Raw genomic sequence first — 24,529 nt, forward strand, 5'->3', positions numbered from 1 at the left:
CTGGGGAGAGTTTTTTTTGGCCAGTTTTCCATGTTAACGGGGATAAATCTCGGTGACAACTCGATCGGGGGAACTACTGGTAACAACAATGTTATTATCTTCTAAAGTGCCGATCGCTTTATCGCCGGTGAGATTAAATTTTGGTTCCTGTTGTTCATAGATAATATTCCCCTCGGCCTCGACAATTTTTTCCGACATTTTCCAAGTTAAAATCTGACTATACAATTGCGCCCCAGTTTTCTGATTAATTCCCTTAACCCCATCCTTGAGATAAGCGATGCGATTGCCTAATTCCACCACCACACGATTACCAGTAATAGTAATTTGATCTTGATATTGAAAAATTTCCGTGGGGCGATCGGAAGTTAGGCTACGATTTTGATAGTTCCAAATTGCCTGAGAACCAGAAATCTGTAAAGGTGGTTCTAAAGAGCGATATTCGAGGTTTTCTTGCAGGATAACCTGATTATTTTTTCTTTCCCAACGACCGCCGATAGCAGTCAGGCGATCGATAATAGTTTTATTAATATAGCGATCAAAAGCGACTTTTTGATCGGTACTAATGACCTGTTGCGGAATTTCCCAGTACAGGCGCTCGGTTTGCAGGACGACACGGGATTCCTTGGCGGTAGCCACCACTTGACCTTGTAATTCTAGTTTTTCTTGGCGCGTGTCGTAGCGTCCTTGGCGGGCCTTAGCTTCTAGTTGTAGATGACTACCTTTGATCCCTTTGGGGGAGATTAAAATACCTTCCTTGGGTAGCCAACGCAATTCCGGCGCGTTAATAATGGCCTTATTGCGGGGATCTACAGCCACAATATTATCTTTGAGGAGAATTTCCTGGCCTTCCTTGTAAACTTCACCGCGGTCAGCACTAACCTGTAAAACTACTTTCCCCTCTTGATAGATATTACCCTTGATATTTTCCAGACGGGCAATTTTTTGGTCTTGGGTGTAGGTAGCTTTTTTGACTTGAATTTTCCAGAGGGGTTGTCCCGAGGGGTTAGCCTGTTCTAAGGTGGCATTATTGAGAATTAAGCGGCCAGTTTCCTCGATTTTAGGCGATTCTGTCGGCGAAATTGTCGGCGGATCGGGGGGTTGACAGGCCGTTAATCCCAGCAAACCGATGAGGAGGGCAGCCCCGCGCCCAATTGATAGTTTTAAGTGTAACCGCTGCCTCAATTTTGATCGCTCCGCTGCTATTCTCTCTCCTCCCAGTGTAGGGTAAGGGGTCCCCCCTTGACCGGTTGAAAGTAGTTTAATCGCTAGTTTTGCTGGGAAAAACCCCCGGTTGAACGGTGAGAGTTTGTTGTTTACCCCTGCGGTTAATCTCGATTTCCAGATTACCACCGATCGCACTGGTTTCTACACCTTGCTGCACATCGGCGGCGGTTTTAACGGGGTTTCCTGCCACAGTTTCGATAATATCACCCGCTTGCATCCCGGCTTTTTGGGCGGGGGAATTTTCCACCACTCGCAGGACGATTACCCCTTCATTTTGGTCAATATTAAAGTTTAATTCTTTAGTTTCGTTCAATTGCTGCCGTAATTCTGGGGTTAGCGTCACCATGTGGATACCGATGTAGGGATGTTCCGCTTTACCCTTGCTAGATAGCTGTCCCGCCACTTTTTGGGCGGTTTCGATGGGAATGGCAAACCCTAAACCCTGGGCATCGGCCCGAATTGCCGTATTAATGCCGATAACTTCCCCCTTGGCGTTTAGCAACGGGCCGCCGGAATTGCCGGGGTTAATAGCGGCATCGGTTTGGATAAAACGAACCCGTTTATCGGGAACCCCCACTTCGCTGCTAGTGCGTCCTAGGGCGCTAATAATGCCCACTGTCACCGTATTATCTAAGCCTAGGGGATTGCCAATTGCGATCGCCCACTCCCCTGGGATTAAAGTTTCGGCCTTGCCAAAAGTCACCGTCGGTAAATTTTCCGCCTCAATTTTCACCAAGGCCACATCGGTCATATTGTCAACCCCCAGAACTTTACCCTGATAGATTTGACCGTTTTTCAAAGTCACTTTTACTTGGGTTGTCCCTTCCACCACATGGGCATTAGTTAAAAGCAGTCCATCTGTACTAACAATAAACCCAGAACCGGTTCCTCGTTCTAAATGCTCCTTGGGAATCGGCACTTCATTACCAAAAAAGCGCCGAAAAAAGGGCTGTTTAAATTCTTCGGGAATTTGGTCGGCCACTTCCCGGGCCGAGTCAATCCGCACCACCGCCGGCCCGACTTTCTGCACGGCCTGGGCGATAAAATTAACATTGCCGTCGGTTTGGGGAATAACAGGGAGAGAGAGGGAAGCGGGGAGGATTGCCGGCGGTTTATTTACCTCTAGGGGTGCTTTTCTGCTTAAATACTGATTTCCTAGCACACCCACAGTACCACCTAGGGCGAGTAATCCCAGTGAAATCCCCAATCTTGTCAATAAACCCATAAGCTCTAGCCCTAAAATGTGGTGTGCGGTAGAATCGGCCCCAAACTTACCTATATTATAGGCTGTCTTTTTCAAAGACGAACCGCCGGGGCAGATAAAGGCTTTTTGTATTTGATGGCAGTGGCAATCACTGTGATGAAGCGTTTCTCATAAAGGTAAAGTGTAACGTATACTTGGCATCGTCTCCGCTCTCCGGTCTGCTGACTCCCCAAAAAGAAAATTTCGCACTCTACTACTAAGATAACCGCTGTAAGAATACTTCCCTGTAATCAAGTAGCTAAAACTTAACTCAGGTGCTACATTTCATAGAAATCTATTGGCTTTAAATATTGACAAAATTATCGAAGCGGAATATGATGGTTTCAAATATTTCAAGGCTGAGTTTATGAATGATAATTTGAGGCTGGTTAATACACCTGAAGGTAAATTTTATTGTCTCGATCAGAAGATGGCTAACTTATTAGAAAATCTGCAAAATTTTGAGAGTGCTTATCCTGGAATCGACGATAAAATGATTCATCCAGGGGATGTTTGCTTTGATATTGGTGCCAATATTGGCACTTTTTCAACTTTGGCAGCCCGTTTATCATCCCCTGAAGGACGGGTATTTGCCTTTGAGCCTTGTCCAGAAACTCATCAAATTCTCTTGGAAAACCTGCGATTGAATAATGTTTCACATTTAGTACAAGTACAAACTGATGTTATTAGTGATACTCAAAAAAATTTTTCTATAAAAAAAGCCCCTAAAAACATGGGAGCTACCCGCTTTATTGAATCATCAGAGGTGGAGGGAGAACTATTTACTTCCACAACCTTAGATTTTTGGATAGAAAATAATTTGCATCTGAAACAATGTGATTTTATTAAAATAGATGTGGAAGGAATGGAGATTAAAGTTCTTCAGGGAGCTAGGAAGACCTTAAAACAGTATCACCCCATGTTATATATTGAAGTTTGTTCACCCCATTACGAAAAATATGGATTTAAAATTGAGCAATTGCAAGAATTTTTAGCAGAAATTGGCTACCATTTCTTTCGTTATTTCGCTCCTGCGCCTTTTCTCACTAGCGATCTACGTCGCCTCCATTCTCTTAACCAAGGTTCTTGTTTTTATAATTTAATCGCCATTCACCCTAGCAGTCCTCGCTATCCTCAAAAATACAATTCTACACAAGAAGCTTTCCTGTTTATGATTGAGGAAAAATCAACAATTACTTATAGTGAATTACGCAGAAAATTTCCGATCAGAACTACAATTAAAAAACTTGTTAGGGGAGAAAAAAAGCCAGAATAAACTGAGATTTACCCCCACTGGGAGACTAATTAGGGAACTTACCCCGTTTACTGGTCTTCTTTTAGGGGTAAAATCACGAAACAGCTATGAGAATCTCAGTTCATGCAATTGTTTGATCGTATCCGTTTAGGGATAGCCGTAGCGGTGGCTAAAACCGTTACTGCTGTGGTTAAAGGACTCCGTTTAGGGGCTGCCAGCGTCTTGCCGGGGGAAATTGCCCGTCGTCTCCATCCCCGTTTGTTGCCGCTACTTTGTGGGCAAGTCCGAGGGGGGGTAATCTTGGTGGTTGGCACGAATGGAAAAACTACCACTTCCCTACTCCTAAGAACTATTCTAGAGCGTCAGGGGGCAAAAGTCACCCATAATACAACTGGGGCGAATTTAATTAATGGTTTAATCACTGCTTTATTGGCCGATGCCAATTTATTCGGCACTTTAAAGGCTGATTATGCCATTTTAGAAGTAGATGAAAATATTCTCCCTTTGGTTTTAAAAGATTGTCGTCCTCGCGCTATTTTAGCTCTAAATTTGTTTCGCGATCAACTCGATCGCTATGGGGAAGTGGATACGATTAGTCGCCGTTGGCAAGGGGCTATATCTCCCCTGCCCACCGATACTTTAGTGATTCTCAATGCTGATGATCCGACTCTTTCCCATTTGGGTCAACAACTGCCCCAAAGAGTTGTATATTTTGGCTTAAGTGAGCCAGAATTATATCTAGAAGAAATTCCCCACGCCGTCGATTCTATTTACTGTCCTAAATGTGGTGCTTCTTTGGATTATCGCGGGGTTTATCTCTCCCATTTAGGGGATTTTAGTTGTCCTAGTTGTGGCTTTAAAAAGAGTAGTCCTGCTTTTCATAGTCACGATTGGCCGCAGATATTAATCGGTGTTTATAATAAATATAATACTTTGGCGGCGGGTTTAGTAGCCCAGGAATTGGGGATTAAAGATCGAGAAATTTTTGAGACAGTTCAGGGTTTTAAAGCGGCTTTTGGTCGAGCGGAAGAATTAGAAATTGAGGGTAAAAAAGTTAGAATTTTACTGTCCAAAAATCCCGTGGGTATGAATGAAACAATTCGCGCAGTGGCTGATATTTTACAGAAAGAAAAGTCTTCTACTACTCTCTTAGTTCTCAATGATCGCATCCCCGACGGGACGGATGTTTCTTGGATTTGGGATGTGGATACGGAAAAATTAACCCGTTTGGGAACAACTTTAGTGGTAACAGGTGATCGACTTTATGACATGGCTTTGCGCTTACAATATAGTCAGGATAGTCTCGCTTATCCCGTTAATTTAGTTGTTGAATCCGATCTGAAAAAAGCGATCCAAATTGCCCTTAAGAACACCAAAAATGAGGAAACTTTACATATTTTACCCACCTATTCTGCTATGTTAGAAGTAAGAGAGATTCTCACAGGTCGAAAGATTTTGTAGAAATTAGAAAAGAGTGAAGATTGGTGTTAGGTGTTGGGGTGTTAGGGTGTTAGTTGAATTCCCCCATTTCCCCATTTCCCCATTTCCCCATTCCCCCATTTCCCCATTTCCCCATTTCCTAATCCACTAAAAAATTATGCAAGAACTAGAACTAAAAATCGGCTGGTTATATCCGACCTTAATGAGTACCTACGGCGATCGAGGTAATGTTATTACTATCCAAAGAAGATGTCAATGGCGTGATATTGCTGTGACAATTATTCCCCTAGATGCTCAAACAGAAGCCGAGACATTTTATCAAGTAGATATAATTGTTGGGGGTGGGGCGCAGGATCGGCAACAGGAGATCGTTATGCGCGATTTACAGGGTAAAAAAGCGGCGGCGATGAAAGAACAATTATCGGCAGGAATACCGGGGGTTTTTACCTGTGGTTCCCCACAATTATTAGGGCATTATTACGAACCAGCTTTCGGTCAAAGAATCGAAGGATTAGGATTATTAGACCTAGTAAGTAAACATCCTGGTCCCAATGCAAAACGCTGTATCGGTAACGTGGTTTTTGAAATTACTGCCTCTCCCTTAGCGGAGGAAATTAAAGCTATGACAGGGGAAAAACCGCTAGTAATTGGCTTTGAAAATCACGGGGGTCGTACCTATTTACAGACCGTTTCTCCTTTAGGAAAGGTGATTACTGGCTACGGAAATAACGGAGAGGACGGTTATGAAGGAGCATTTTACCACAATGCGATCGCTACCTATGCCCACGGTCCCCTACTACCCAAAAATCCCTTTTTAGCCGATTGGTTAATCCAAAAAGCTTTAGAACAAAAGTATCAAAAACCGATTTTTTTAACAAAACTTGATGATTCTCTGGCCCTGAAAGCAAGATTTGCCATGTTTGAACGACTAGAACTAACCGGCGTGACCAATAAAGCCTAAACTGGTCATATACACTTATGGCAGGAGATAGTCAAACTAGCCATTAAGAATTTTAATTCTGGCAGCTTATGAAATTATGACTGGAAAAATTATCGATCGTCAAACGGCGGGGTTTCTCGTCATCATCATCCCCCTAGCGGTGCTAATCATCCTTGTTTTTACCGCTTGGCCATTGATCCTACTTGTCTTCCTCTTAACTCTGGCAGTCAAGGTGTGGCAAGACTATCGCTGGTCAAAATTATCGACGGTGATTAACCCCTATTTCAATCAACTTTTACAGGACAATCAAGGTTGTCTCACCCCGATTGACCTATCGGCAAAAGCCAATCTCACGGCCAAATTAGCCAGACAATTTTTAGACAGAAAAGCTGAGGAATTTGGAGCGCAAAAAAAAGCTGTAGGCGATAAGGGTATGGCCTATTACTTTATCACCGCCAGTACCCTGGGTAGTATTTTTGATGAGAGTGACCCCTCTTTAGAAGAAATAGAGGAAAAACAAGTTCCTGCGATTACTGCCTCGAGATCCCCTCTGACCAATTTAGAGCCATCGCAGGAGGCTAAATCCCCCCTGATTGTGGCCGAGAAAAGCGAAAATTCTGTCCCGGAGGTTCCTGTTATTTCCTCCTCCCAACCTCTGACTAATTTAGGTAAATTATTTGAGGAAAAAGAGGAAGAAAATACCGCAGCAATCGCTGTTCAAGAAACGGTAATTCAAGAACCGGAGGAGATAATTAATCCTAGTTTGAACAGTTCTGCCAGTTCTTTGTTCCAGTCAGAAGCAGAAGTTAGGGAAGAATCACTAACCTCTGTATCTGAAACCATCTCATCGATGAGTTTGGCGGATTTGGCTAAACGTTTAGGAGTTACCCCAGCCGTTTTGGGTAGAAACAAGAAAAATAAATCCGAAACAGAATTCGCCGATTGGAGTCGCATCAGAGATCCCGATGGTATTGCTTGGAAATTTGACGCAAAAAACTCCCTATTTTTGGCCAACTGATAGGTAATTTGTTTGGTTTTCTAGACAGGCTCTCTGCCTGTCTTTTTTGGCTCTACGTCCTACCCTCAATCCCATAGATGGTTGCTTCAGATTGCTTGAGGATATTGGAAATCATCACCGACCACAAATCTGGCGGTTGTATCAGTAACAGGATAGGTTTTAACGTAAATGAGACAACCTGTTGTTGAGGAAGGACTGTAGGGGCAATTGGGGGGGTATCTTAGCCAACTGCCTACTGGATAACTACCCAATTCATCCTTCCAGGTACCTTCAACGAATGTTATTTTTCTGGATAAATTTCTGCACGGCAGTCAGATCGGGACTATATTGGGCCTCGATCAAGTCGATATATCTTTGGCGAAGTTTTTCATAGAATAACAAGTTATAGGGTTCTAAGCAGTCTCGAAAGCCAGTAAAATTAAAGAGAGTAAACAAGGAATCGTGAAAGAGCGAAGTAAGTAATAGATAAAGGCCAGAAAAGAGGGTTTAAAAAGCCCCTCGGAGTACCGGAACCTAAATCATCTTTTAACCACAGATTTTGATTGAGAAATAGTGTAGAGATAAATCCAGCCAAAGGTACGGGCAGAATTTGTAGGGAGACTCGATAGCAATAAATGGTAGATATTAAACCTAGGGCGATCGGTAGGAGCTTATTAAAAACTATGGCGTTTATCCCCACCATTGACATCAATTTATAAAGACTTGCTAAGGCCGAAGGAGTCGCCCATTGATAATAGTTCATCAGGAAATCATCGGGAAAAAGCCCTGAATCGGAGAAGCGCATCATCCAAACGATACTACGGCGTGCGTCATCCTGAATACTGTACTCGCTACCGAAAGCGATTTGTAAGAATAAGATACTGTACAAAATAGAGAATACGATGCTGAGACTGAACCAGAAGGTTCTGGAAAGCATCAATTCTCTTAGAGGAGTTAAATCTAAAAAATACAAGTTCTTTGTGTGCATAACTACCCTTAAGTTTTATCCAAGTATTTTACATTTAATACCAGGGTGAGCGCATCTCAAACGCTATTGACAATTAGCCAATTTTGTGATCTGCTTGCTTTGTGGGCATTTCAAGTGATACCAGTCAATCAGAATAGTTACAAAATCTTAACATTGGGTCGATTTTTGCTTAACAATTGAGATGGCAAATTCTCCTCAAATATGCCTGAATGTACCTCTGGGTAAGCAACTCACATAAAGTTCATTTTGTCAAGGATTGTTAAGATGCGCTTACCCTGTATTAGTCATTAATACGTCTAGCTAATAATACTAAATTGGAAGGCATTCCCAGCGCCCAGATGGTTTCGACTCTAATACTGAAATTGTCTCCTAAAGCTTGTTTAGCTAAGTTTAATAATTCGGCTCTACCCAGTAGGTTTAAATTATCTTCCTTAGCCCAGAAGGATAAACCGACTATATTTAATAGAAACCGATGCCAAGATTTTGGTAACCAATGGATTAGGGGAAGTTTAGTATGAAATTCTAGCCAATGCCAACGATTGGGTGTAGTTAAGAATATTTTACTAGCAACTCTGGCACACTCTCGAATATGTTCAACCTGTAAATGAGTCGAACCACAATGTTCTAAAACTGCGCTAGAGGTGGCTACATCAAACTCACACTCCTTAGCAAGAATTGGGCGATGAAATCCATTGGGGCTTAAAATTTTGGCAAAAGGAAACACTTGGCTCAGGGAAGAAATGTCTTCTGGGGAAGAGAGGGCGACAGTTAACCCTGCTTCATGAAACCAGGGAATCATACAGTTACTGTCTATCCTCTCCACATCTGGAGTAGAACCAATATCAATAATACTTTCTCCTGCCCGTAAATCGAGTTTGTTCATAGCTAAATCAAACATCTTACGGCGAGCTTCTACACTTAAGCGTTCTTGAATCCCTGTTAACCAATGTCCACGATTAAAATAGTCAATGCCTTGATTCATAATATATTTGTTTACATAGTTGGGTATCTCGAAAAATTGATAGCCCAAGGACTGTTATAGTATAATAAGTAAGAACAGCAAGTCAAGCGAACAAATGCTCTTGCCAGAATCACCCAGGGTAAGAGCATCTCAATTAGGCTTGACAAAAGGCTTTCAGCACAGCCATCATATAGTTATTATCCATGGCCGCCCGTTGACTTTTTTGTGCCAGACTACGTCGGTAAGTCGATTCTTGGTTAAGAGCGTTAAGTGCTACTCGTCTCAAGAAGGCTCCCATTACGAGGGCTGTGACCAGAGCGAATCCGACATTTATCTTAATTAAAAGTAACATCTAAAATCCAATGAGCCTGATTTTCAATGCCCCAATGTTTACGAATAGCATTACCTATTTTTTGAGCATCAGCAGGGAGAGAACTGAGAGAAAATTGGACTTCACAAGTGGTTTTATGACCAGGATGACGAACTCGTTTAACCATGATAATACTTTGAATTCCTTGCCATTGAGCCTGTTGATAAAGACCGCCGAAAGCTTCTAAGGGTACAGCCCAACACCAACGTTTTTCGAGGCGATGATGACCTTTTTCCAGATGGTAATCATAACTAAATTGAATACCATCAAATTGATGTGCTTGAGCTTGCTCAAACCAGTTTTTGACCTGAGTATAAAGAGTCGGATGATTAGCTTTAAGGGCGACAACGTAGTCAGCTTTTTTGGCTTGAATATGATTAAGTAGGTGGGTGGAATTAAATATAAAATGAACGTAGGTTGGGTTGAAGCATGAAACCCAACGCCCGATTATGTTACGCTACCGCTAACCCATCCTACAAATAATTGTGCCTACCTACTTAACTGCTAAATTAGATGAGCTTACCCTGTTTAATACGGATACCATAAGAACTAGGATGATTGTCTATTTCTTGGTATTTTTGAGTATAAAAGTTGAAGGGTAACATATAAGTTTAGAAGCAATAAAGCCGATAACAATCGGTTACAATTATTTTTATCTTCGTTTCAATCCCAAAACACTTAAAAAGAAACTGGAAAAAACCACCTGTACTCCCAAAGCCAGGGCGGTTACGGAAGGAATGACAATCCGCATGGTCACGGCTGGATCTAAAGCCCCATAAAGTCGAGCATTCCAAGTATATAAAGCATACACCGAACCGCCTATACCTAGTAAAAATAAAATTACACCAATGATTAACCCCACCTCCAAATTAATATAACGCAAAAATCGTCTTAATTTTCGGTCTTCTGGTAATAAACCTTCGCTGATAGCAAAAGCTTTTGTGAAGACGGCAAAACTGACGATTTGAAAGCCAATAATCAAAGCTGTAGCTGAATAGAGAAGGGTGTGAACTTTCGGTTGAGGAATAAACCAAATCGTCGCCACAAATCCCAGAAACATTAAAGCCAGTCCGGGGTAGAGAAACAACCAGCGAGGACTATACATTAAGAGAAATCGGAGATGTCGCCAGCCATCGCGCCAAGTTTTTAGGTGGGGGGGACGACTACGACCGTCAGGGGATAAAGTGGTTGGTACTTCGGTAATTTTCAGACCGTAGAGGGATGCTTTCACCACCATCTCGCTGGCGAATTCCATGCCAGTGGTGCGTAGGTTCAATTGTTCGATCGCCCGTTTACTAAACCCGCGCAATCCACAGTGAAAATCACCACAGGGGCTGCCAAAAAATAACCGTCCTAACCAAGTCAAGACAGGATTGCCCAGATACTTATGCAATACTGGCATCGCCCCAGGTTGAATTCCCCCCTGAAAACGATTGCCCATCACCAAATCGTAACCCTGTCGCAATTTTTCTAGGAAAGGCGAGAGATTGGTAAAGTCATAGCTATCATCGGCATCCCCCATAATAATGTATTGACCTTTGGCGGCGGCGATACCTCCCCGCAGGGCGCTACCATAACCCCTTTCCGGGATAGGAACCACCCGCGCCCCGGAATTAGTGGCAATTTCTTGGGAACCATCGCTACTGCCATTATCGGCGATTAGCACCTCTCCCGCAATTTTGTGTTGTTCGAGATAATCTCGCGCTTTGCCGATACAGGTGGCCAGGGTTTCCGCCTCGTTGAGACAGGGCATGATGATCGATAATTCTAGAGTAGGTATCTGCTCCTTAGAGGCGGCATCTGCCATGACCTGATTTTCCAGCATAATAATCGCGGTGGATTCGTTTTGCCCAAAAGTATAACAGGATTATTGACATTTGTGACAACAGATTTTTGATTGCTCAATAGTGCTGCCTTAATTGATTGGCTTGTCTTTTTAATTCTTAGTTTGATGAATCTTAACCGATAAGGGAGACTTCCTATCTATCTACTTGTTGGTGAATTCACAACGATTTGTATAGTATCATAGGATACACTTTACCTATTCAAAAAAAAACTCAGAGAGCTAAGAACTATCAGAAAGTGTTGAGGGATGAGAAAATTATGAATAAATTAAGTCGACGTACGCAAATTTTTAACTTTCTTATTGGATTAGGATTTGTCCTGATAATAATTATTAAATTTTATTTAACCAGAAAGTATGAAATTGTCGCTATCGGTTCCGATCCAGAAAGCTATCTGGCGAGAGCTGCATTCAATATTTGGTCGGATAAAGTAGGTATCGGGGCCTTAGGTCATCCTCCCGGTTATTCTATCTTTGTCTGGTTAGTTAATTTATCTGGGATTCCTTTGAGAATATTTCACGATATTTTTTATATACTTTCCACAGGATTTTTAGTTTATTGCCTGGGATTTTTGAAAATTCCTAAATTGATTTGTCTTGGTGTATTTGGTGTCATGGTTTTTTATCCATTGACTTTTAGGTTTTTCAATGATGCCAGGAGTGAATCATCGGTAATTTCTTTATTCAATTTTCTAGTGGGAGTGACAATATTATTATTAATTTCTAGGAAAAGATCGAGTAAACTTGTTTATTCCTGTCTATCGGGTTTGATTCTAGGAATGATTGCCATTACTAGACCAGAAAGAGAGGTATTCTATCTATACTTTCTCGGCTTCGGTCTAATTACTTGGATCACAGGTTATCGAATTTCCAGAAATCAAAAGATCGAGAAAATAGTTTATTACTGTTTAATTCCCTTTCTGCTTTTCTGTCTAGTTAATTTCTCCTGCACGGTCTTAAACAAAGTCAATTTTGGTGTGTCTGGAGTCAGTTTATTCGATTCTCCCAGTTATAAAGGAATGTACACAAAACTGATGAAAATAGATGTGGGTACTCCTCAAAGATATATTACTTTTACGCAGGCACAATTAGCCGCTGCTTATGAAGTTAGCCCAACTTTGAAAAAAATGAAGCCTTTCTTACCCAAAGAAGAAATGATGCAAAGTTACAATACCTGGTTGTTAATTTATGCAGCTCGCGAGGTATCATCAGATCGAAAATCTCAGAGTGTTTATCAGGTATTCACAGAAGTTAATAAGGAACTAGAAAAGGCCTTTCAGGAGAAAACTTTACCTAGTAAACCTTTACTATTAGGTTATTTAGATCCTAACATAGGGGTTTGGTTGCCCCACGTCAAGAGTTCATTTATTAAGGTGGTAAATTGGTTTATATTCCCCCCTATGTCTGAAGTAGAAAATATTATTGCTAAGGATGATCCCAAAGCCAGTGTAGCATTATTTAATGCAACCGCTAATCGCCGAGCCGCTTTGATCAACAACCACAATCCTAATTCTAAAATATTTACTAAAGTCAAAATCTTAAATTATCTCGTATATGTTCTCAATGTGCTGGGAATTATTTCCTTTGTAATCCTCCTAATTTATTCCTGTGTTTATCAAGCCAAATCACTGTTTCTATCTACCTACATAATTATAGTTTTCTTGATTCTTTTAACTCAAATTGCTCGTCTTCTTCTCTATAGTTTACTTGATGCCTCTGCTTGGGAAATTCCGATGCGTTATCTATTTCCCAGTATGCCATTGTTCTCTGGATTATCCTTACTCAATATATTTGTCGTTTTTAACTTGCTGTCAAAAAAGATACTGAAAATGAAAAATTGAAGTTTATCTTGGTTTCACAGCCATAAACCTTAGCTATATCAAGGTGAAAATCGAAATGAACTTAAAAGTTTAGTTGTAACATATAAGTTTAGAATTGACAGTGCGGATAGCAATGGATTAGTGGGGAATAAATAACGTGAGGGTGCAGGGAAAAATGCCAGATCAATTGCAATATACAAAAATAAGCGCAGTAAAATTATAGATAAGGCCAAAGAAATAATCAATATGTATTGATTAAGAAGTTGGGAGTGAATAGGTTTAACCAAGTAATAGACGAACAATATTACAAAAGATAACATTCCAAGAATATTGATGATCTGAATTAAAGGAGTGATCCGGTTTAAATAGAAAATAAGGTCTTTATTTAAATCTCGTTGATTAACTAGATAAGTTCGACGATGTGCCACTCGATTAAATATTGATCTCATTTCAGGGGTTACTCGAGGATCATCCGTATTTTGTAAGAATTTCTTACTACTGACTCGTGGCAAAAATAAATATCCACTCATTTCAGTTAATGAATGAGGAAATTTGTTTAGCCAAAATCCTATATCTATATCATTAAAAGAGAAAGTTTTCTGGTTAATTCTTTTATCGTTAAATGCCTCTTGCAGTTCAGAATTAATTTGAGTAAAAACTTGATACATACTCCTATCTTCTGTTAAATTGCTTCTTCTAATTGCTTCTATTGTTGACCAGGACACCCAATCAATTGTTACTTCTATATTAGTATCTTTTCCCCCCTGTCTAGTGATTCTCTCAGCCAATTCTTCTTCGATTAGAGGTTTGACTTGATTCAATGTTGGACTCACTTGATAAGCCATTTTTAATTGTTGGCGATTTATATTGACAAACTCAAAATCATCTATATTTTGACCATCATCTATACTCTGAATCTGGGAAAAAGTTTCTTTGAAAGCCGATGAGCCACTAATGGATAATGCTGGTAATTCTAGAAAAAAGGCATTTAATAAAGTAAAAACTGTGGTAATTAATAAACTTATAGCAATGGGAATAATACAAATCGGCAAAGCTTCTCGAATAGCTCTTGCTATATTCATTCTATTCCTTAATACAAGAATCACAAAAACAACTAGGTAACTCAGCAAGAACACCATCTGTTCTGGACGGGTAATGAATATTATTCCTAAACACAATCCGCCAAGAACGGAAAATATTAGTTTCCTGGCTAAATTTTCTGACATAACAGTTATGACAGTTAAAGCCAAAAGGATATGATATGAGCTAATGGCTATTGTTTCAGTTAAAATAGTAAGTAGTCGTGCAAAATTAATTTCCTAGTGAAGATAGGCAAGAGGCAAAAAGCAGGAGGCAAGAGGTGGTTAGATATGTGTAATTAATTTTGCTTAGGTACTTATTGAACCACAGAAAAGTTGTTATATGAAAAGTTAAAACTGCAAAAATAACTAAGCAAATATATCGAGGAATTTTTAGTAATCTAAAACTAAAAACTAATAAAATATTAGAGATGATATAAAAAATCTCATGACTAATTCTTAGAGAAAAGTTAAGAAAATTAGAAAACATTATAAATATCGGATATCCTGGCATATAATCGATTATTGCCTTAGCTTTATTAGTAGGAAACCAAATATTCTCATCTGCCATTAACGTATAGAGCAAGGAATCTCTTGGATGACCAACAACTTCACTGTTTCTGATTAAAAAAAACTTGATAATGATCATTGATAAAATCCCACAAGCAAAGAATAATTTGTTTATATCTTCGGAAAATATTCTCGTCAATAATTGTTTTTTTGCCATAATCTTTACTGCACTTAACTAAGTTAACAACGTCGAAATTGATCTACTAATAAAGAGGAAAACTATCTGCTATTGTTGTCTTTTCTATGCTTATTTAAACCACGAAAACTCCAGTGTTTGTGCAAGAAAAAATTATAAAACATTAAACCTGCACTCACAATTACTACCGATGCCATGTACCATAGTTTAAATACTTCTACCAAAATAAACATCCAAGCCACGTTAATTAATAAGCCAGAAAACATGACATTATAGTACTTTATCAATTCTGGAAAAAAGGTTTTTGTACTTGTATTAAAAGTATAAAACTTATTTAGGCAAAACCCAATAAAACTTGTATAAATTAGAGCAACAACTACCGAAGCAATGTAATGAAATTTGATTTTTTCAGTTAATAAATATATGGAAACAGTATAAATAATATTACAAGTTAAACCAAAAATAAAAAATCGTCGAAATTGTTGACTAGATAGTAAAGAACAAAATTTGTAAAAACTCTTTTGAAGTAGATTAATCATAATTTAGATTACTTTGGCAATAACTTGGGTTACACGATAGTAACCACTATATCGAATAGAGATAAACTGTCCTCACATATTCAAATCCCTCATGATCATAGTCCCCTTTCTGGGATAGGAACCACCCGCGCCCCGGAATTAGTGGCAATTTCCTGGGAACCATCGCTACTGCCATTATCGGCGATTAGCACCTCTCCCGCAATTTTGTGTCGTTCCAGATAATCTCGTGCTTTGCCGATACAGGTGGCCAAGGTTTCCGCCTCGTTGAGACAGGGCATGACGATCGATAATTCTAAAGTAGGTATCTGCTCCTTAGAGGCGGCATCTGCCATGACCTGATTTTCCAGCATAATAATCGCGGTGGATTCGTTTTGCCCAAGAGTATAACAGGTTATGTACAGCAATGTCCCAAATTGTTAGCAGACAATCTGCTTATTCTTTTTCCTCTGAGCGGCAATCCATATCTGAAATTAGATGGCGATCGCTCTGCTGGATTCTCTGACCTTCTTTATTGGGCAATTTAACCCAAATTTTCCAGCAACTGAAATTCTGATGCTATCCTCGCCATCCCACCTAATTATTTGCTAGAATTCACGGCCAAATCTCCTTAACCCGAACTGACGCTACATTTGCTCAAAAGCTATCTGCTTGGCACTGAATTTTTGATGCGTCCGGGACGCATCCCACAGCCAAATATCGCCAATTTCCCCCTAGGCTTTAGGTCTTAAATAAACTAGAGACTGTTGCCAAATTAAAGTGGGTTTATCGTAGTGATCGACTAGGTATAGACAGTTAGCATCTTGCCAAAGGATGCGACCAACGAGGAGATCATCGGTGCTTAACTTAATTTCTACTTCCCGTTTCTCTTGAATATAGCTCTGTACTTGTTTAATACTCGGCAGACCAGGATCGAATTGAGACATAATGAGTTTATCGATGAGGTGTTTATCCTCTATTATTCCTGTTGAGTAGCTTTTATTGACGATGAAAATCCCCTTCACCAAATATCAAGGCCTGGGCAATGATTTTATTTTGATAGATAACCGTCACAGTCCCGAACCCCTGATCACACCAGAAATGGCCGTGGCTATGTGCGATCGACATTTTGGTATCGGCGCCGATGGCGTGATTTTTGCGCTTCCTGGCCAAGCAGTAACCGACTACACCATGAGAATTTTCAACTCTGATGGTTCGGAACCGGAAATGTGTGGTAACGGTATTCGCTGTCTAGCCCAATTTATCGCCCGTTTAGAGGCTAACAACGCCATTGGCCGCACCTATCGTATTCATACTCTAGCAGGAACGATTATTCCTCGTTTAGAAGCCAATGAACAGGTAACGGTTGATATGGGACCGCCGCAATTACTAGCCAGTGAAATCCCCACCACTTTAGTCGAGGGGTCTGAAAAAATCCTCGCGGTTCCCCTAGAGGTGGAGGGCAAAGATTGGTTAGTTACTTGCGTTAGTATGGGTAATCCCCACTGTGTCACTTTTGTGGATGATCTGGCCTCTATTCCCCTAGAAACTATCGGACCCAAATTTGAGCATCATCCGGTTTTTCCCCAACGGACTAATGTGGAGTTTGTGGAGGTAATCGCGCCAGATTATATGAAGATGCGTGTCTGGGAAAGAGGAGCGGGAATTACTCTCGCTTGCGGTACCGGTGCTTGTGCTGTGGTGGTGGCTGCCCTATTAACGGGCAAATGCGATCGCCGTTGTACCGTGGAACTCCCCGGTGGTTGTCTTCAGATTCACTGGTCGCAAACCGATAACCGGGTTTACATGACAGGTCCTGCTAAAGCTGTTTTTGAGGGCATTTACTTGGTCTAAACCAACCCGCTAGGACGGGGACTGAACTCCCCGAACAGCGCGACGGGATTGTTGATTCTTAGAGACTGGTAATCCAAGCAATAATTCCTTTACCGGTTAACAATTCAATGGCCAAAAGAGAGACAAAGCCAATCATGGCTAGTCTGCCATTCAATTTTTCAGCGTTTTTGGTAAAACCGAGACTGCTAGAACTATCAACGTACATTTTCGGTTCGACAGCAAAATTATTCAGTCTTCCTTGTTCTTCGGTGGTGTAGCCGCGGGCAGTCATGGGGAGGCTCCTTTTGTATGCTTGTGTTAAGAAGTGTAACACATTGTTAAGTTATGTTGCAAATTTTAACAAAAAATTTTTGGGGACTCAGAAAACCTCGATCGGGTAGGCTGTCAGGGTAGTGCTGTAGTTCTACCTTATCTGGGTTTATTGACGAAATTTTGCTTTTTCCTTGACAAATTACTCAGATTATGGTAGCAAAGAGGTGTAAGCTTGATCGCCCAATCAAGGGAAAGACAAAAACTATCTTAAGGCCGCCAGAGGAGTGCCGTTAAACCGCGTAGGGGTTAGCGGGGGATAAATTGCCACCAAAAGCGAACCCGACGTTAGGGAGTTAACTAACCTTGAGCGAAGATACTAGAAAGGGTAAGTGTGGGGAGAATAGGGGAAAACCGCTAGGAAAAACCCGAATAAAATCTTAAGATACGGAGTGCCTAGTAGCCGTAACGATCGCGCTCACTGTTTTTGTAAATTCCATGGCAGAGATTAACCCAGAGATCAACCTCATGCAGATAGCGACTATACTCAACCAATATCGATTTGAAATGAGAGGATATAAAGCGCAAGAATTAATCGAGCGCTGGTTGCCCACCTATTCGCTAAATTGGATTCGCATGGCAATTTTAGAGGCACTCTATCAGGGACGTTACAAAGTCATTTCGGTGGAGGAAATCCTCAAAATTTGGCGGCGCCGCGGCCATCCTACCTTTCATTTTACGGGGGAATTCGAGCGCTTGGTTTGTAAAAACTTGCCAGATTCCCAGTTAAATGGCAAAAAAACAGCAGTTATCCCTAAACAGGAACAGGTCAATATACCTTCCCCCACCCTTGAGCGGCCTTATCCAGAGTCACAAGCGGAAGTCACGGGTAAAGATTCTTTACTAAACTTAGAAGCTTCTCTTTTTGATGATCCTCGTAAAGGGATGAGTGATGTGGAGGAATTATTCTCGCAGTTAACCCCAGAAACGCCCAAATTCCCTGAATTAGAATCAGTGCCTAAATCGCCTAACAGCCATGGAACTAGGGAGAATTTTTCGGCTAATTTTAAGCCGGTAATCGATGAGTTTATCCCTTTGTTAGACCCTTCGGAATTATATCCCAAATTAAAAGCTGTGGCTCGCTCCCAGTCTAAGTAGGGTTGGCTGAAAAAGTTTTTCCTAGGGGCAGGGTGTGGGGTGTGGGGTGTGGGGTGGTGGGGTACTGACAGCAATTAATTCCCCGCCCCAAGAAAAAAAAATCGCCTTGACGATTAGAATAGAGTTAACTTTTCCCCTCAAGGCTCTGCTCAATTAACTAGCATTATGACATCCTCCTATTTTGGTCTAGAAACCGAAGAAAATAAACTAATTAACTCTAATAATCTCTCGTTCGCCGCTTCTCTTGGTATTCATGGCCTAATTTTAGCGATTATCTTACCTAATTTCCTCAATAATCCAGCGCAGGAGCCAAAAAAGGAATTACGCAACGTCAATCTGATTGAATTGAACCCTCTAGAGCAGTCACGTCTTCCCAGTCTTGACCCCTCCCTGTCCAGCTTACCGGAACTGCCTAACCTTAATTCCTCCTCTTCCTCTTTGCCGCCTCTCCCCTCCATGGACGGCATCCATAACAGCACCTTACCTCCTTTACCCGCGGTTTCTTCCCTTCCCCCCTTACCTTCCTTACCTGCTTTACCTCCCCTCTCCTCTTTACCCTCTGTCAATATCTATTCTCCTCCGGTGGCATCTATCCCCTCCCCGGGTAGATTACCGATTCCTCGCAATTTTCCCACTTCTACCCCCAGTTTACCTGGTCCTCCTGCTGTTCCTCCCCTGCCGGACAATAATAATCTACCTAGGGAGACTAATAACCAGCAGGTGCGGCCTGACTTCGATCCCTACCAAGATAATCTAACTTTAGATAGATTGCGAAATTCGCCTCTTAGTGCATCGCAACAGGCGCAGCAACAATTAAACAATTCCTTGGCCCGCACGTCGGAGCCGAATGGTCAATCGCCCCTCGACGAACAGCGTCGTCAACAATTAATGTGGGAAATGCGGGAACGTTTGCGCTCCCTAGAGGCGGACAAAAGCAATACCAGTAACGAGGAGGCCATGAGAAATCAGGTGGATTGGCTGGCCAGAGTCCAAAAAACCAATCCTAACGCCTTAAATGAACTAAATCAGCCCAATCAGGGCAGCGGAGGCATAACTACCGTCAATTTGACTGGTAACTATCCCGCCACGGCTTGTTCCCGTCAATTAGCGGGGACGGCGGTTTATGGCGTGACGGTGGATGGTCAAGGCCGCCTCAGCAGTGAACCCCAGTTAATTAAAAGTGCCGGCTTCCCGATTTTCAATCAACAGGGGGCTAGGGAAGTGCGCTTAACTCGCTTTAATAATCCCAGTGGTGAGTCGAGAATCTATCAGGTGCGAGTCAGTTTTGCCCCTAACCCGGAAGTGTGCCGAGGTGCGATCGCTAATCCCCCAAAACCAGAGGGTAGTAACCTCAATACCCGTAACTCCCCCCCCGTAACGCCGGCAATTGAAACCCCGCTTCGTCCCAATCAAACCCCGCAACCCGCCGTTAGCCCCCAACCGGATAACGTCAACCCCCCCGCAACCACAGGGCCAAATCCAGTCCAAACCCAGCCAGAACCGCCCAAAGAAGCAATAATCGAGGAAAAAGCCCCAGAAACTTCTTCTCAAACCCCCGCTCTCAATCAGCCGGAGGTTTCCCCCGCCAGTCCCCCCACTAGCCAAAATCCTCAACCCCTGGGCGAGGAAGCTTTGCCCCCCGGTCCGCCGGCGGAAGCTAAAACTGAACCAGAAAGTTAGGCCTTTTCAGTTATCAGTTATCAGTTATCAGTTATCAGTTATCAGTTATCAGTTATCAGTTATCAGTTATCAGTTATCAGTTATCAGATGTGAGTTTTAAGTTCACTGATTACTGAAAAAAACTCTCATCTTCCTAGTCAATAATTCGATCCCCCCTTAGTCCCCCCTTAATAAGCTGTCCTTTAGTCACATCTTTCTTAACATTTCAAACCTTTGTAGCACAAGGCTTTCAAGACTCGGTTAACAATCTGTAATATTCCTTGTTGACACCCTTACTGACAAGGAAAAAACTGAAATCAAGTCAGGATAAGGGTTGGAGTGCTTACTGAAAAAATTGTTAAGAAAGATCCCTATAAGGGATAGCTTGATAAGGGGGCATCTGATAATTTTTAACGGCTACCTACTTATTTTTACTTAAATGATTTCCACTTCCCAGATACCCGATTCTTTTGTCTCACCTTGCCGTCGCGCCTCGGTTAGTCGTACTACCAAAGAAACCGATGTACAGGTGACGATCGATCTTGATGGTAGCGGCAATTGTCGCGCCCAGACAGGAATTCCCTTTCTCGATCATATGTTACAGCAAATTGCCTCCCACGCTGCGATCGATCTCGATGTGCGTGCCACCGGAGATCTAGAAATTGATGACCATCACACCAATGAAGACGTGGGAATCACCCTCGGACAAGCTTTACTGCAAGCTTTGGGGGACAAAAAGGGGATCGTCCGTTTCGGGCATTTTGTCGCCCCTCTCGATGAAGCTTTAGTGCAGGTTGCCCTCGATTTTTCCGGTCGCCCCCACCTCAGTTATGGTCTAGAAATTCCCACCCAAAGAGTGGGAACCTACGATACTCAGCTAGTGCGGGAATTTTTTGTTGCTTTGGTCAATCACAGTCAAATGACCCTACATATTCGTCAATTAGACGGGATTAATTCCCATCATCTTATTGAGGCTACTTTTAAAGCTTTTGCCCGGGCGATGAGTATGGCCATAGCGATCGATCCCCGTCGCGCCGGTATAATTCCCAGTTCTAAGGGAGTTTTATAGAAGCACTGCTTAACCGAATTAACGTTAGCTTAGAAGCCCATAATTTGAGCCACTTGCGTTAATTCGGGAGCAATCCCAGATTTTAGTTGGTTATTGCTGTATTTTACCGCCGAATCTGGGTCTTTTAGTCCATTGCCCGTTAAAACACACACTACCGTGGCCCCATCAGGAACCTGTTGATGCACTTTTAATAATCCTGCCACAGAAGCGGCGCTGGCTGGTTCACAGAAAACCCCCTCTTGGCCCCCTAAAATCCGATAGGCTGCTAATATTTCCTCATCGCTGACCGCATGAAATTGCCCTTGACTAGCGTGACTAGCGGCCCAGGCTTTTTCCCAGTTAGCGGGGTTGCCGATACGGATAGCCGTGGCTAGGGTTTCGGGATGGTCAACCGGTTGTTTAGAGATAAAAGGGGCGGCCCCGGCGGCCTGAAAACCCATCATCTTCGGCAGCCGGTCGCATTTACCTATCTGGTGATACTGACAGAATCCCATCCAATAGGCGCTAATATTGCCCGCATTACCCACGGGAATACATAACCAGTCGGGGGCATTACCCAAGACATCGACAATCTCGAAAGCCGCCGTTTTTTGACCCTCTAAACGGTAGGGATTGACGGAATTGACTAAAGTTACGGGATAATTTTCTGATAGTTGGCGGACAATCTTGAGGGCATCATCAAAGTTGCCATTAATAGCGATGACTTCCGCTCCATACAATAAAGCCTGGGCCAATTTTCCTAAGGCCACATAACCATCGGGGATAATCACAAAGGCCCGCATCCCGGCCCTTCTTGCATAGGCTGCCGCCGCCGCCGAGGTGTTCCCGGTACTGGCACAAATCACCGCTTTTGCCCCTTCTTCCTTAGCTTTCGAGATGGCCATGGTCATGCCCCGGTCTTTAAAGCTGCCGGTGGGATTTAAACCATCATATTTGACAAAAACCTTGACATCGCGCCCGATTTGTGCTGAGAGATAGGGGGCGGGGATCAGGGGTGTATTGCCTTCTAGGAGGGTAATTACAGGGGTTTTACTGCTTACGGGCAGAAATTGGCGATATTCTTCGATCAAACCGCGCCAGCCGCCGATAGACGAGGATTTAGTGGGTGATTGGGGGATCGATCGAGAAATAATTGTCATAGCCTTAAGATACAGATTTGATTAGATGGCCTGATTTCCCATTTTATCCAATAAGCAGGCAAAAAAATTAATCTTGATCGCCCGATTCAGATTCATGGGAGTTAAAACAGGGATGCAGGGAGATAAAAGGCAATAACAGCAAATAAATGACCTTTTTAGGCAAAAAATTGTCATTTTATCCCTAAAAATCTGATTTTTGCCCTTTTTGTCTTTCAGAGGTTGATTTAATTAGGATTTACTGAATAAATCTAAAAACCTTCTGAAAATCGGTAAAACCCCACACCAACCAACAAATTTTTTCAGTAAACCCTAATTAGTAGTAGTGCCAGATTAATTTCTTAGCTAGGATAGGCAAGAGGCAGCTGAAAAAAAATTCTCCTGTCTCCTGTCACGACTGCTGGCAGTAAGTAATTTTGCCAGCATCTGATGTTCAGTTCAAACTCAAGCAACTATGTGTCAACTTCTAGGCATGAATTGTAATGTCCCCACGGATATCTGTTTTTCCTTCGAGGGATTTTGTGCGCGGGGAGGAAAAACCGACGAACATCGAGACGGTTGGGGAATCGCTTTTTTTGAGGGTTTAGGTTGTCGAACTTTTATTGATGTTAAACCCTCGATCGCTTCTCCGATTGCGGAATTAATTAAAAACTATCCCATCCATTCTACCAATGTTATCGCCCATATTCGCAAAGCTACCCAAGGAGAAATTAAACTAGAAAACTGTCATCCTTTTCGGCGGGAATTGTGGGGAAAATATTGGGTTTTTGCCCATAATGGTAATTTAGAAAATTTCTCACCGGCTGCGGGAGATTTTTATCAACCGGTTGGGGAGACGGATTCCGAAAGAGCTTTTTGTTTAATTCTTAATACCCTGCGAGAGACTTTTCCCCAGGGCAAACCTTCCCTAGAACAACTTTATCAAGTCCTAAAAACTATCACAAACTCTATCGCTTGTCAAGGAATTTTTAATTATCTTTTATCCGATGGTGAACATTTTTTTGCCCATTGTTCCACTAAATTAAGCTATATAATCCGTCAGTATCCTTTTGCCGCCGCTCATTTAATTGATGAAGATGTGAGCGTTGATTTTCAAGCTTTAGCTCGTCCGGGCGATCAAGTGGCAATTATTGCCACTACACCCTTAACCGATAATGAAGTTTGGACATCGATTAATGCAGGAGAATTATTAGTTTTTCAGGAGGGCGCACCAATTTTAAGTTAATCTTACCAGTGGTCACTTTGTCGAGATTTTTCTAAGTCAATTAACTGAGTTTTTAGCCCTAACCAATCTAATTGATTAGCAAGGCAATCTGATCCAATTTTTCCTGCTTCTAGATAAATGACTCGCTCGGCAAATTCCTCTAAAAAATCTAGTTGATGATTGACCATAATTATCGTCATTGAACTTTGATTATTTAATACTTCTAATAACCTGCTGGCCGTGCCTGTATCTAAAGCAGAGGTGGGTTCATCTAATAACAGTATGCTCGGTTCTAACAGCAAAGCTCTGGTAATTGCTACTAATTGTCTTTGTCCTAAAGATAATTCTAACTCCCCGCGCTCAAACCACTGTTGAGGAATTTTTAATAGGGATGTCCAATGGTCAATTCTCTGATTAATTTCAGCAGGGTTAAGTTTTTTTAATTGCAGAGGATAAGCGAGAGCATCTCGAACAGTCATCCCTAATAACTTCGACTCTTGTAGCAATAAAACTATCTGTTGTCGCAGGGAAATAACCGGTATTTCCTGAATCGATTTACCTCGAAAATAAATATTTCCCGTGCTGGGTTCCTGCAAACGATTTAACAATCGCAAAAGAGTTGTTTTTCCTGCCCCAGATGCTCCGACAATAGCTAACTTTTCTCCTTGCTTGATGCTAAAAGTAATATCTTCTAACAGATAAGCACTGCCGCGTCGGATAGCTAAATTTACTTGCTCTAGTTCTAAAATCAAGATCGGTCTTTTCCTTACTTAGTTCAAATTTATTATATAATAAAAATAGCCCAATCAGTTCGGCAGG

The 24,529-nt window shown here is 41.9% G+C and carries 24 protein-coding genes and 1 pseudogene; 10 read left to right on the forward strand and 15 right to left on the reverse strand.

Annotation, left to right across the window (positions count from 1 at the left end; genetic code table 11):
* Positions 1–33 precede the first annotated feature (33 nt).
* Positions 34–1,182 (reverse strand): LPS export ABC transporter periplasmic protein LptC, encoded by a 1,149-nt coding sequence (gene lptC, locus MICAI_RS14895; protein ID WP_008203501.1) that lies wholly within the window; start codon positions 1,180–1,182, stop codon positions 34–36.
* A gap of 76 nt (positions 1,183–1,258) precedes the next feature.
* Positions 1,259–2,449, reverse strand: coding sequence for an HhoA/HhoB/HtrA family serine endopeptidase (locus MICAI_RS14900; RefSeq protein ID WP_008203502.1), 1,191 nt, complete (start codon positions 2,447–2,449; stop codon positions 1,259–1,261).
* A gap of 316 nt (positions 2,450–2,765) precedes the next feature.
* Here MICAI_RS14900 and MICAI_RS14905 point away from each other — a divergent pair, with 316 nt between their 5' ends.
* The 4 genes from MICAI_RS14905 to MICAI_RS14920 all read left to right on the forward strand — a co-directional run bounded on the left by MICAI_RS14905 (position 2,766) and on the right by MICAI_RS14920 (position 7,120).
* Positions 2,766–3,743 (forward strand): FkbM family methyltransferase, encoded by a 978-nt coding sequence (locus tag MICAI_RS14905; RefSeq protein WP_008203503.1) that lies wholly within the window; start codon positions 2,766–2,768, stop codon positions 3,741–3,743.
* A gap of 102 nt (positions 3,744–3,845) precedes the next feature.
* Positions 3,846–5,183, forward strand: a complete 1,338-nt coding sequence (locus tag MICAI_RS14910; RefSeq protein ID WP_008203504.1) for a Mur ligase family protein — start codon at positions 3,846–3,848, stop codon at positions 5,181–5,183.
* Between the two features lie 136 nt (positions 5,184–5,319).
* Complete coding sequence (locus MICAI_RS14915; protein ID WP_008203505.1) at positions 5,320–6,123, forward strand: type 1 glutamine amidotransferase; 804 nt, start codon at positions 5,320–5,322, stop codon at positions 6,121–6,123.
* 76 nt (positions 6,124–6,199) lie between these two features.
* Complete coding sequence (locus MICAI_RS14920; protein ID WP_008203506.1) at positions 6,200–7,120, forward strand: hypothetical protein; 921 nt, start codon at positions 6,200–6,202, stop codon at positions 7,118–7,120.
* A gap of 86 nt (positions 7,121–7,206) precedes the next feature.
* On the opposite strand, the gene MICAI_RS24060 is transcribed toward MICAI_RS14920, so the two are convergent.
* The 6 genes from MICAI_RS24060 to MICAI_RS14940 all read right to left on the reverse strand — a co-directional run bounded on the left by MICAI_RS24060 (position 7,207) and on the right by MICAI_RS14940 (position 11,243).
* Positions 7,207–7,371, reverse strand: coding sequence for a cupin domain-containing protein (locus MICAI_RS24060; protein WP_232306205.1), 165 nt, complete (start codon positions 7,369–7,371; stop codon positions 7,207–7,209).
* A 167-nt stretch (positions 7,372–7,538) separates the two neighbouring features.
* Positions 7,539–8,036, reverse strand: a complete 498-nt coding sequence (locus MICAI_RS14925; RefSeq protein ID WP_149989055.1) for a hypothetical protein — start codon at positions 8,034–8,036, stop codon at positions 7,539–7,541.
* 331 nt (positions 8,037–8,367) lie between these two features.
* Complete coding sequence (locus MICAI_RS14930) at positions 8,368–9,069, reverse strand: hypothetical protein (RefSeq protein WP_002756702.1); 702 nt, start codon at positions 9,067–9,069, stop codon at positions 8,368–8,370.
* Between the two features lie 133 nt (positions 9,070–9,202).
* Entirely contained in the window at positions 9,203–9,400 is a 198-nt protein-coding gene (locus tag MICAI_RS26500) for a hypothetical protein (protein WP_008203514.1), read from the reverse strand.
* Positions 9,384–9,869, reverse strand: coding sequence for an ISAs1 family transposase (locus MICAI_RS14935; protein WP_369751914.1), 486 nt, complete (start codon positions 9,867–9,869; stop codon positions 9,384–9,386). Before MICAI_RS14935 ends, MICAI_RS26500 begins: the two co-directional genes overlap by 17 nt.
* Positions 9,870–10,070: 201 nt before the next feature.
* Positions 10,071–11,243 carry a glycosyltransferase family 2 protein gene (locus MICAI_RS14940; protein ID WP_008203518.1) on the reverse strand — a complete coding sequence of 391 codons (1,173 nt, stop codon included), beginning with the start codon at positions 11,241–11,243 and terminating at the stop codon, positions 10,071–10,073.
* Between the two features lie 278 nt (positions 11,244–11,521).
* Here MICAI_RS14940 and MICAI_RS14945 point away from each other — a divergent pair, with 278 nt between their 5' ends.
* Complete coding sequence (locus MICAI_RS14945) at positions 11,522–13,102, forward strand: hypothetical protein (RefSeq protein WP_008203520.1); 1,581 nt, start codon at positions 11,522–11,524, stop codon at positions 13,100–13,102.
* A gap of 38 nt (positions 13,103–13,140) precedes the next feature.
* Here MICAI_RS14945 and MICAI_RS14950 read toward each other — a convergent pair whose 3' ends face one another.
* From MICAI_RS14950 to MICAI_RS14965, 4 genes and pseudogenes are all read right to left on the reverse strand, one after another.
* A complete protein-coding gene (locus tag MICAI_RS14950) occupies positions 13,141–14,307 on the reverse strand; it encodes a hypothetical protein (protein WP_008203522.1) in 1,167 nt (388 codons plus the stop codon).
* A gap of 642 nt (positions 14,308–14,949) precedes the next feature.
* On the reverse strand, positions 14,950–15,405 hold the full coding sequence (locus tag MICAI_RS14955) for a GtrA family protein (RefSeq protein ID WP_008203524.1): 456 nt from the start codon (positions 15,403–15,405) through the stop codon (positions 14,950–14,952).
* Between the two features lie 101 nt (positions 15,406–15,506).
* Positions 15,507–15,755, reverse strand: a pseudogene (locus MICAI_RS14960) (glycosyltransferase); the annotation flags it as partial.
* Positions 15,756–16,115: 360 nt separating this feature from the next.
* On the reverse strand, positions 16,116–16,328 hold the full coding sequence (locus tag MICAI_RS14965) for an Hfq-related RNA-binding protein (protein WP_002733331.1): 213 nt from the start codon (positions 16,326–16,328) through the stop codon (positions 16,116–16,118).
* Positions 16,329–16,389: 61 nt separating this feature from the next.
* Between MICAI_RS14965 and dapF the strand changes: the two genes are divergently transcribed.
* Positions 16,390–17,235, forward strand: coding sequence for a diaminopimelate epimerase (dapF, locus tag MICAI_RS14970; RefSeq protein ID WP_008203531.1), 846 nt, complete (start codon positions 16,390–16,392; stop codon positions 17,233–17,235).
* Between the two features lie 58 nt (positions 17,236–17,293).
* Here dapF and MICAI_RS14975 read toward each other — a convergent pair whose 3' ends face one another.
* Positions 17,294–17,506 (reverse strand): chlorophyll a/b-binding protein, encoded by a 213-nt coding sequence (locus MICAI_RS14975; protein WP_002756687.1) that lies wholly within the window; start codon positions 17,504–17,506, stop codon positions 17,294–17,296.
* Positions 17,507–17,982: 476 nt separating this feature from the next.
* Between MICAI_RS14975 and MICAI_RS14980 the strand changes: the two genes are divergently transcribed.
* The 3 genes from MICAI_RS14980 (at position 17,983) to hisB (ending at position 21,370) form a co-directional block, all read left to right on the forward strand.
* Positions 17,983–18,642: a hypothetical protein gene (locus MICAI_RS14980; RefSeq protein ID WP_008203534.1), complete on the forward strand. Its 660-nt coding sequence runs from the start codon at positions 17,983–17,985 to the stop codon at positions 18,640–18,642.
* 165 nt (positions 18,643–18,807) lie between these two features.
* Positions 18,808–20,322, forward strand: coding sequence for an energy transducer TonB (locus MICAI_RS14985; protein WP_008203537.1), 1,515 nt, complete (start codon positions 18,808–18,810; stop codon positions 20,320–20,322).
* A 418-nt stretch (positions 20,323–20,740) separates the two neighbouring features.
* The gene (hisB, locus tag MICAI_RS14990; RefSeq protein ID WP_008203540.1) at positions 20,741–21,370 is read left to right on the forward strand and encodes an imidazoleglycerol-phosphate dehydratase HisB; all 630 of its coding nucleotides are present in this window, start codon (positions 20,741–20,743) and stop codon (positions 21,368–21,370) included.
* 29 nt (positions 21,371–21,399) lie between these two features.
* On the opposite strand, the gene thrC is transcribed toward hisB, so the two are convergent.
* Positions 21,400–22,509 (reverse strand): threonine synthase, encoded by a 1,110-nt coding sequence (gene thrC, locus MICAI_RS14995; RefSeq protein ID WP_008203543.1) that lies wholly within the window; start codon positions 22,507–22,509, stop codon positions 21,400–21,402.
* Positions 22,510–22,960: 451 nt separating this feature from the next.
* Between thrC and MICAI_RS15000 the strand changes: the two genes are divergently transcribed.
* On the forward strand, positions 22,961–23,731 hold the full coding sequence (locus MICAI_RS15000; RefSeq protein WP_008203546.1) for a class II glutamine amidotransferase: 771 nt from the start codon (positions 22,961–22,963) through the stop codon (positions 23,729–23,731).
* A 2-nt stretch (positions 23,732–23,733) separates the two neighbouring features.
* Here MICAI_RS15000 and MICAI_RS15005 read toward each other — a convergent pair whose 3' ends face one another.
* Positions 23,734–24,462 carry an ABC transporter ATP-binding protein gene (locus MICAI_RS15005; RefSeq protein ID WP_008203547.1) on the reverse strand — a complete coding sequence of 243 codons (729 nt, stop codon included), beginning with the start codon at positions 24,460–24,462 and terminating at the stop codon, positions 23,734–23,736.
* Positions 24,463–24,529 lie beyond the last annotated feature (67 nt).

Source organism: Microcystis sp. T1-4 (assembly GCF_000297435.1).
Lineage (GTDB): Bacteria > Cyanobacteriota > Cyanobacteriia > Cyanobacteriales > Microcystaceae > Microcystis.

Coding starts and splice junctions, on each gene's coding strand:
- MICAI_RS14900 (WP_008203502.1), bottom strand. CDS start 2,449: ATGGGTTTATTGACAAGATTGGGGATTTCACTGGGATTACTCGCCCTA.
- MICAI_RS14910 (WP_008203504.1), top strand. CDS start 3,846: ATGCAATTGTTTGATCGTATCCGTTTAGGGATAGCCGTAGCGGTGGCT.
- MICAI_RS14915 (WP_008203505.1), top strand. CDS start 5,320: ATGCAAGAACTAGAACTAAAAATCGGCTGGTTATATCCGACCTTAATG.
- MICAI_RS14920 (WP_008203506.1), top strand. CDS start 6,200: ATGACTGGAAAAATTATCGATCGTCAAACGGCGGGGTTTCTCGTCATC.
- MICAI_RS14925 (WP_149989055.1), bottom strand. CDS start 8,036: ATGCTTTCCAGAACCTTCTGGTTCAGTCTCAGCATCGTATTCTCTATT.
- MICAI_RS14930 (WP_002756702.1), bottom strand. CDS start 9,069: ATGAATCAAGGCATTGACTATTTTAATCGTGGACATTGGTTAACAGGG.
- MICAI_RS26500 (WP_008203514.1), bottom strand. CDS start 9,400: ATGTTACTTTTAATTAAGATAAATGTCGGATTCGCTCTGGTCACAGCC.
- MICAI_RS14940 (WP_008203518.1), bottom strand. CDS start 11,243: ATGCTGGAAAATCAGGTCATGGCAGATGCCGCCTCTAAGGAGCAGATA.
- MICAI_RS14945 (WP_008203520.1), top strand. CDS start 11,522: ATGAATAAATTAAGTCGACGTACGCAAATTTTTAACTTTCTTATTGGA.
- MICAI_RS14950 (WP_008203522.1), bottom strand. CDS start 14,307: ATGTCAGAAAATTTAGCCAGGAAACTAATATTTTCCGTTCTTGGCGGA.
- MICAI_RS14955 (WP_008203524.1), bottom strand. CDS start 15,405: ATGATTAATCTACTTCAAAAGAGTTTTTACAAATTTTGTTCTTTACTA.
- MICAI_RS14965 (WP_002733331.1), bottom strand. CDS start 16,328: ATGTCTCAATTCGATCCTGGTCTGCCGAGTATTAAACAAGTACAGAGC.
- dapF (WP_008203531.1), top strand. CDS start 16,390: ATGAAAATCCCCTTCACCAAATATCAAGGCCTGGGCAATGATTTTATT.
- MICAI_RS14975 (WP_002756687.1), bottom strand. CDS start 17,506: ATGACTGCCCGCGGCTACACCACCGAAGAACAAGGAAGACTGAATAAT.
- MICAI_RS14980 (WP_008203534.1), top strand. CDS start 17,983: ATGGCAGAGATTAACCCAGAGATCAACCTCATGCAGATAGCGACTATA.
- MICAI_RS14985 (WP_008203537.1), top strand. CDS start 18,808: ATGACATCCTCCTATTTTGGTCTAGAAACCGAAGAAAATAAACTAATT.
- hisB (WP_008203540.1), top strand. CDS start 20,741: ATGATTTCCACTTCCCAGATACCCGATTCTTTTGTCTCACCTTGCCGT.
- thrC (WP_008203543.1), bottom strand. CDS start 22,509: ATGACAATTATTTCTCGATCGATCCCCCAATCACCCACTAAATCCTCG.
- MICAI_RS15000 (WP_008203546.1), top strand. CDS start 22,961: ATGTGTCAACTTCTAGGCATGAATTGTAATGTCCCCACGGATATCTGT.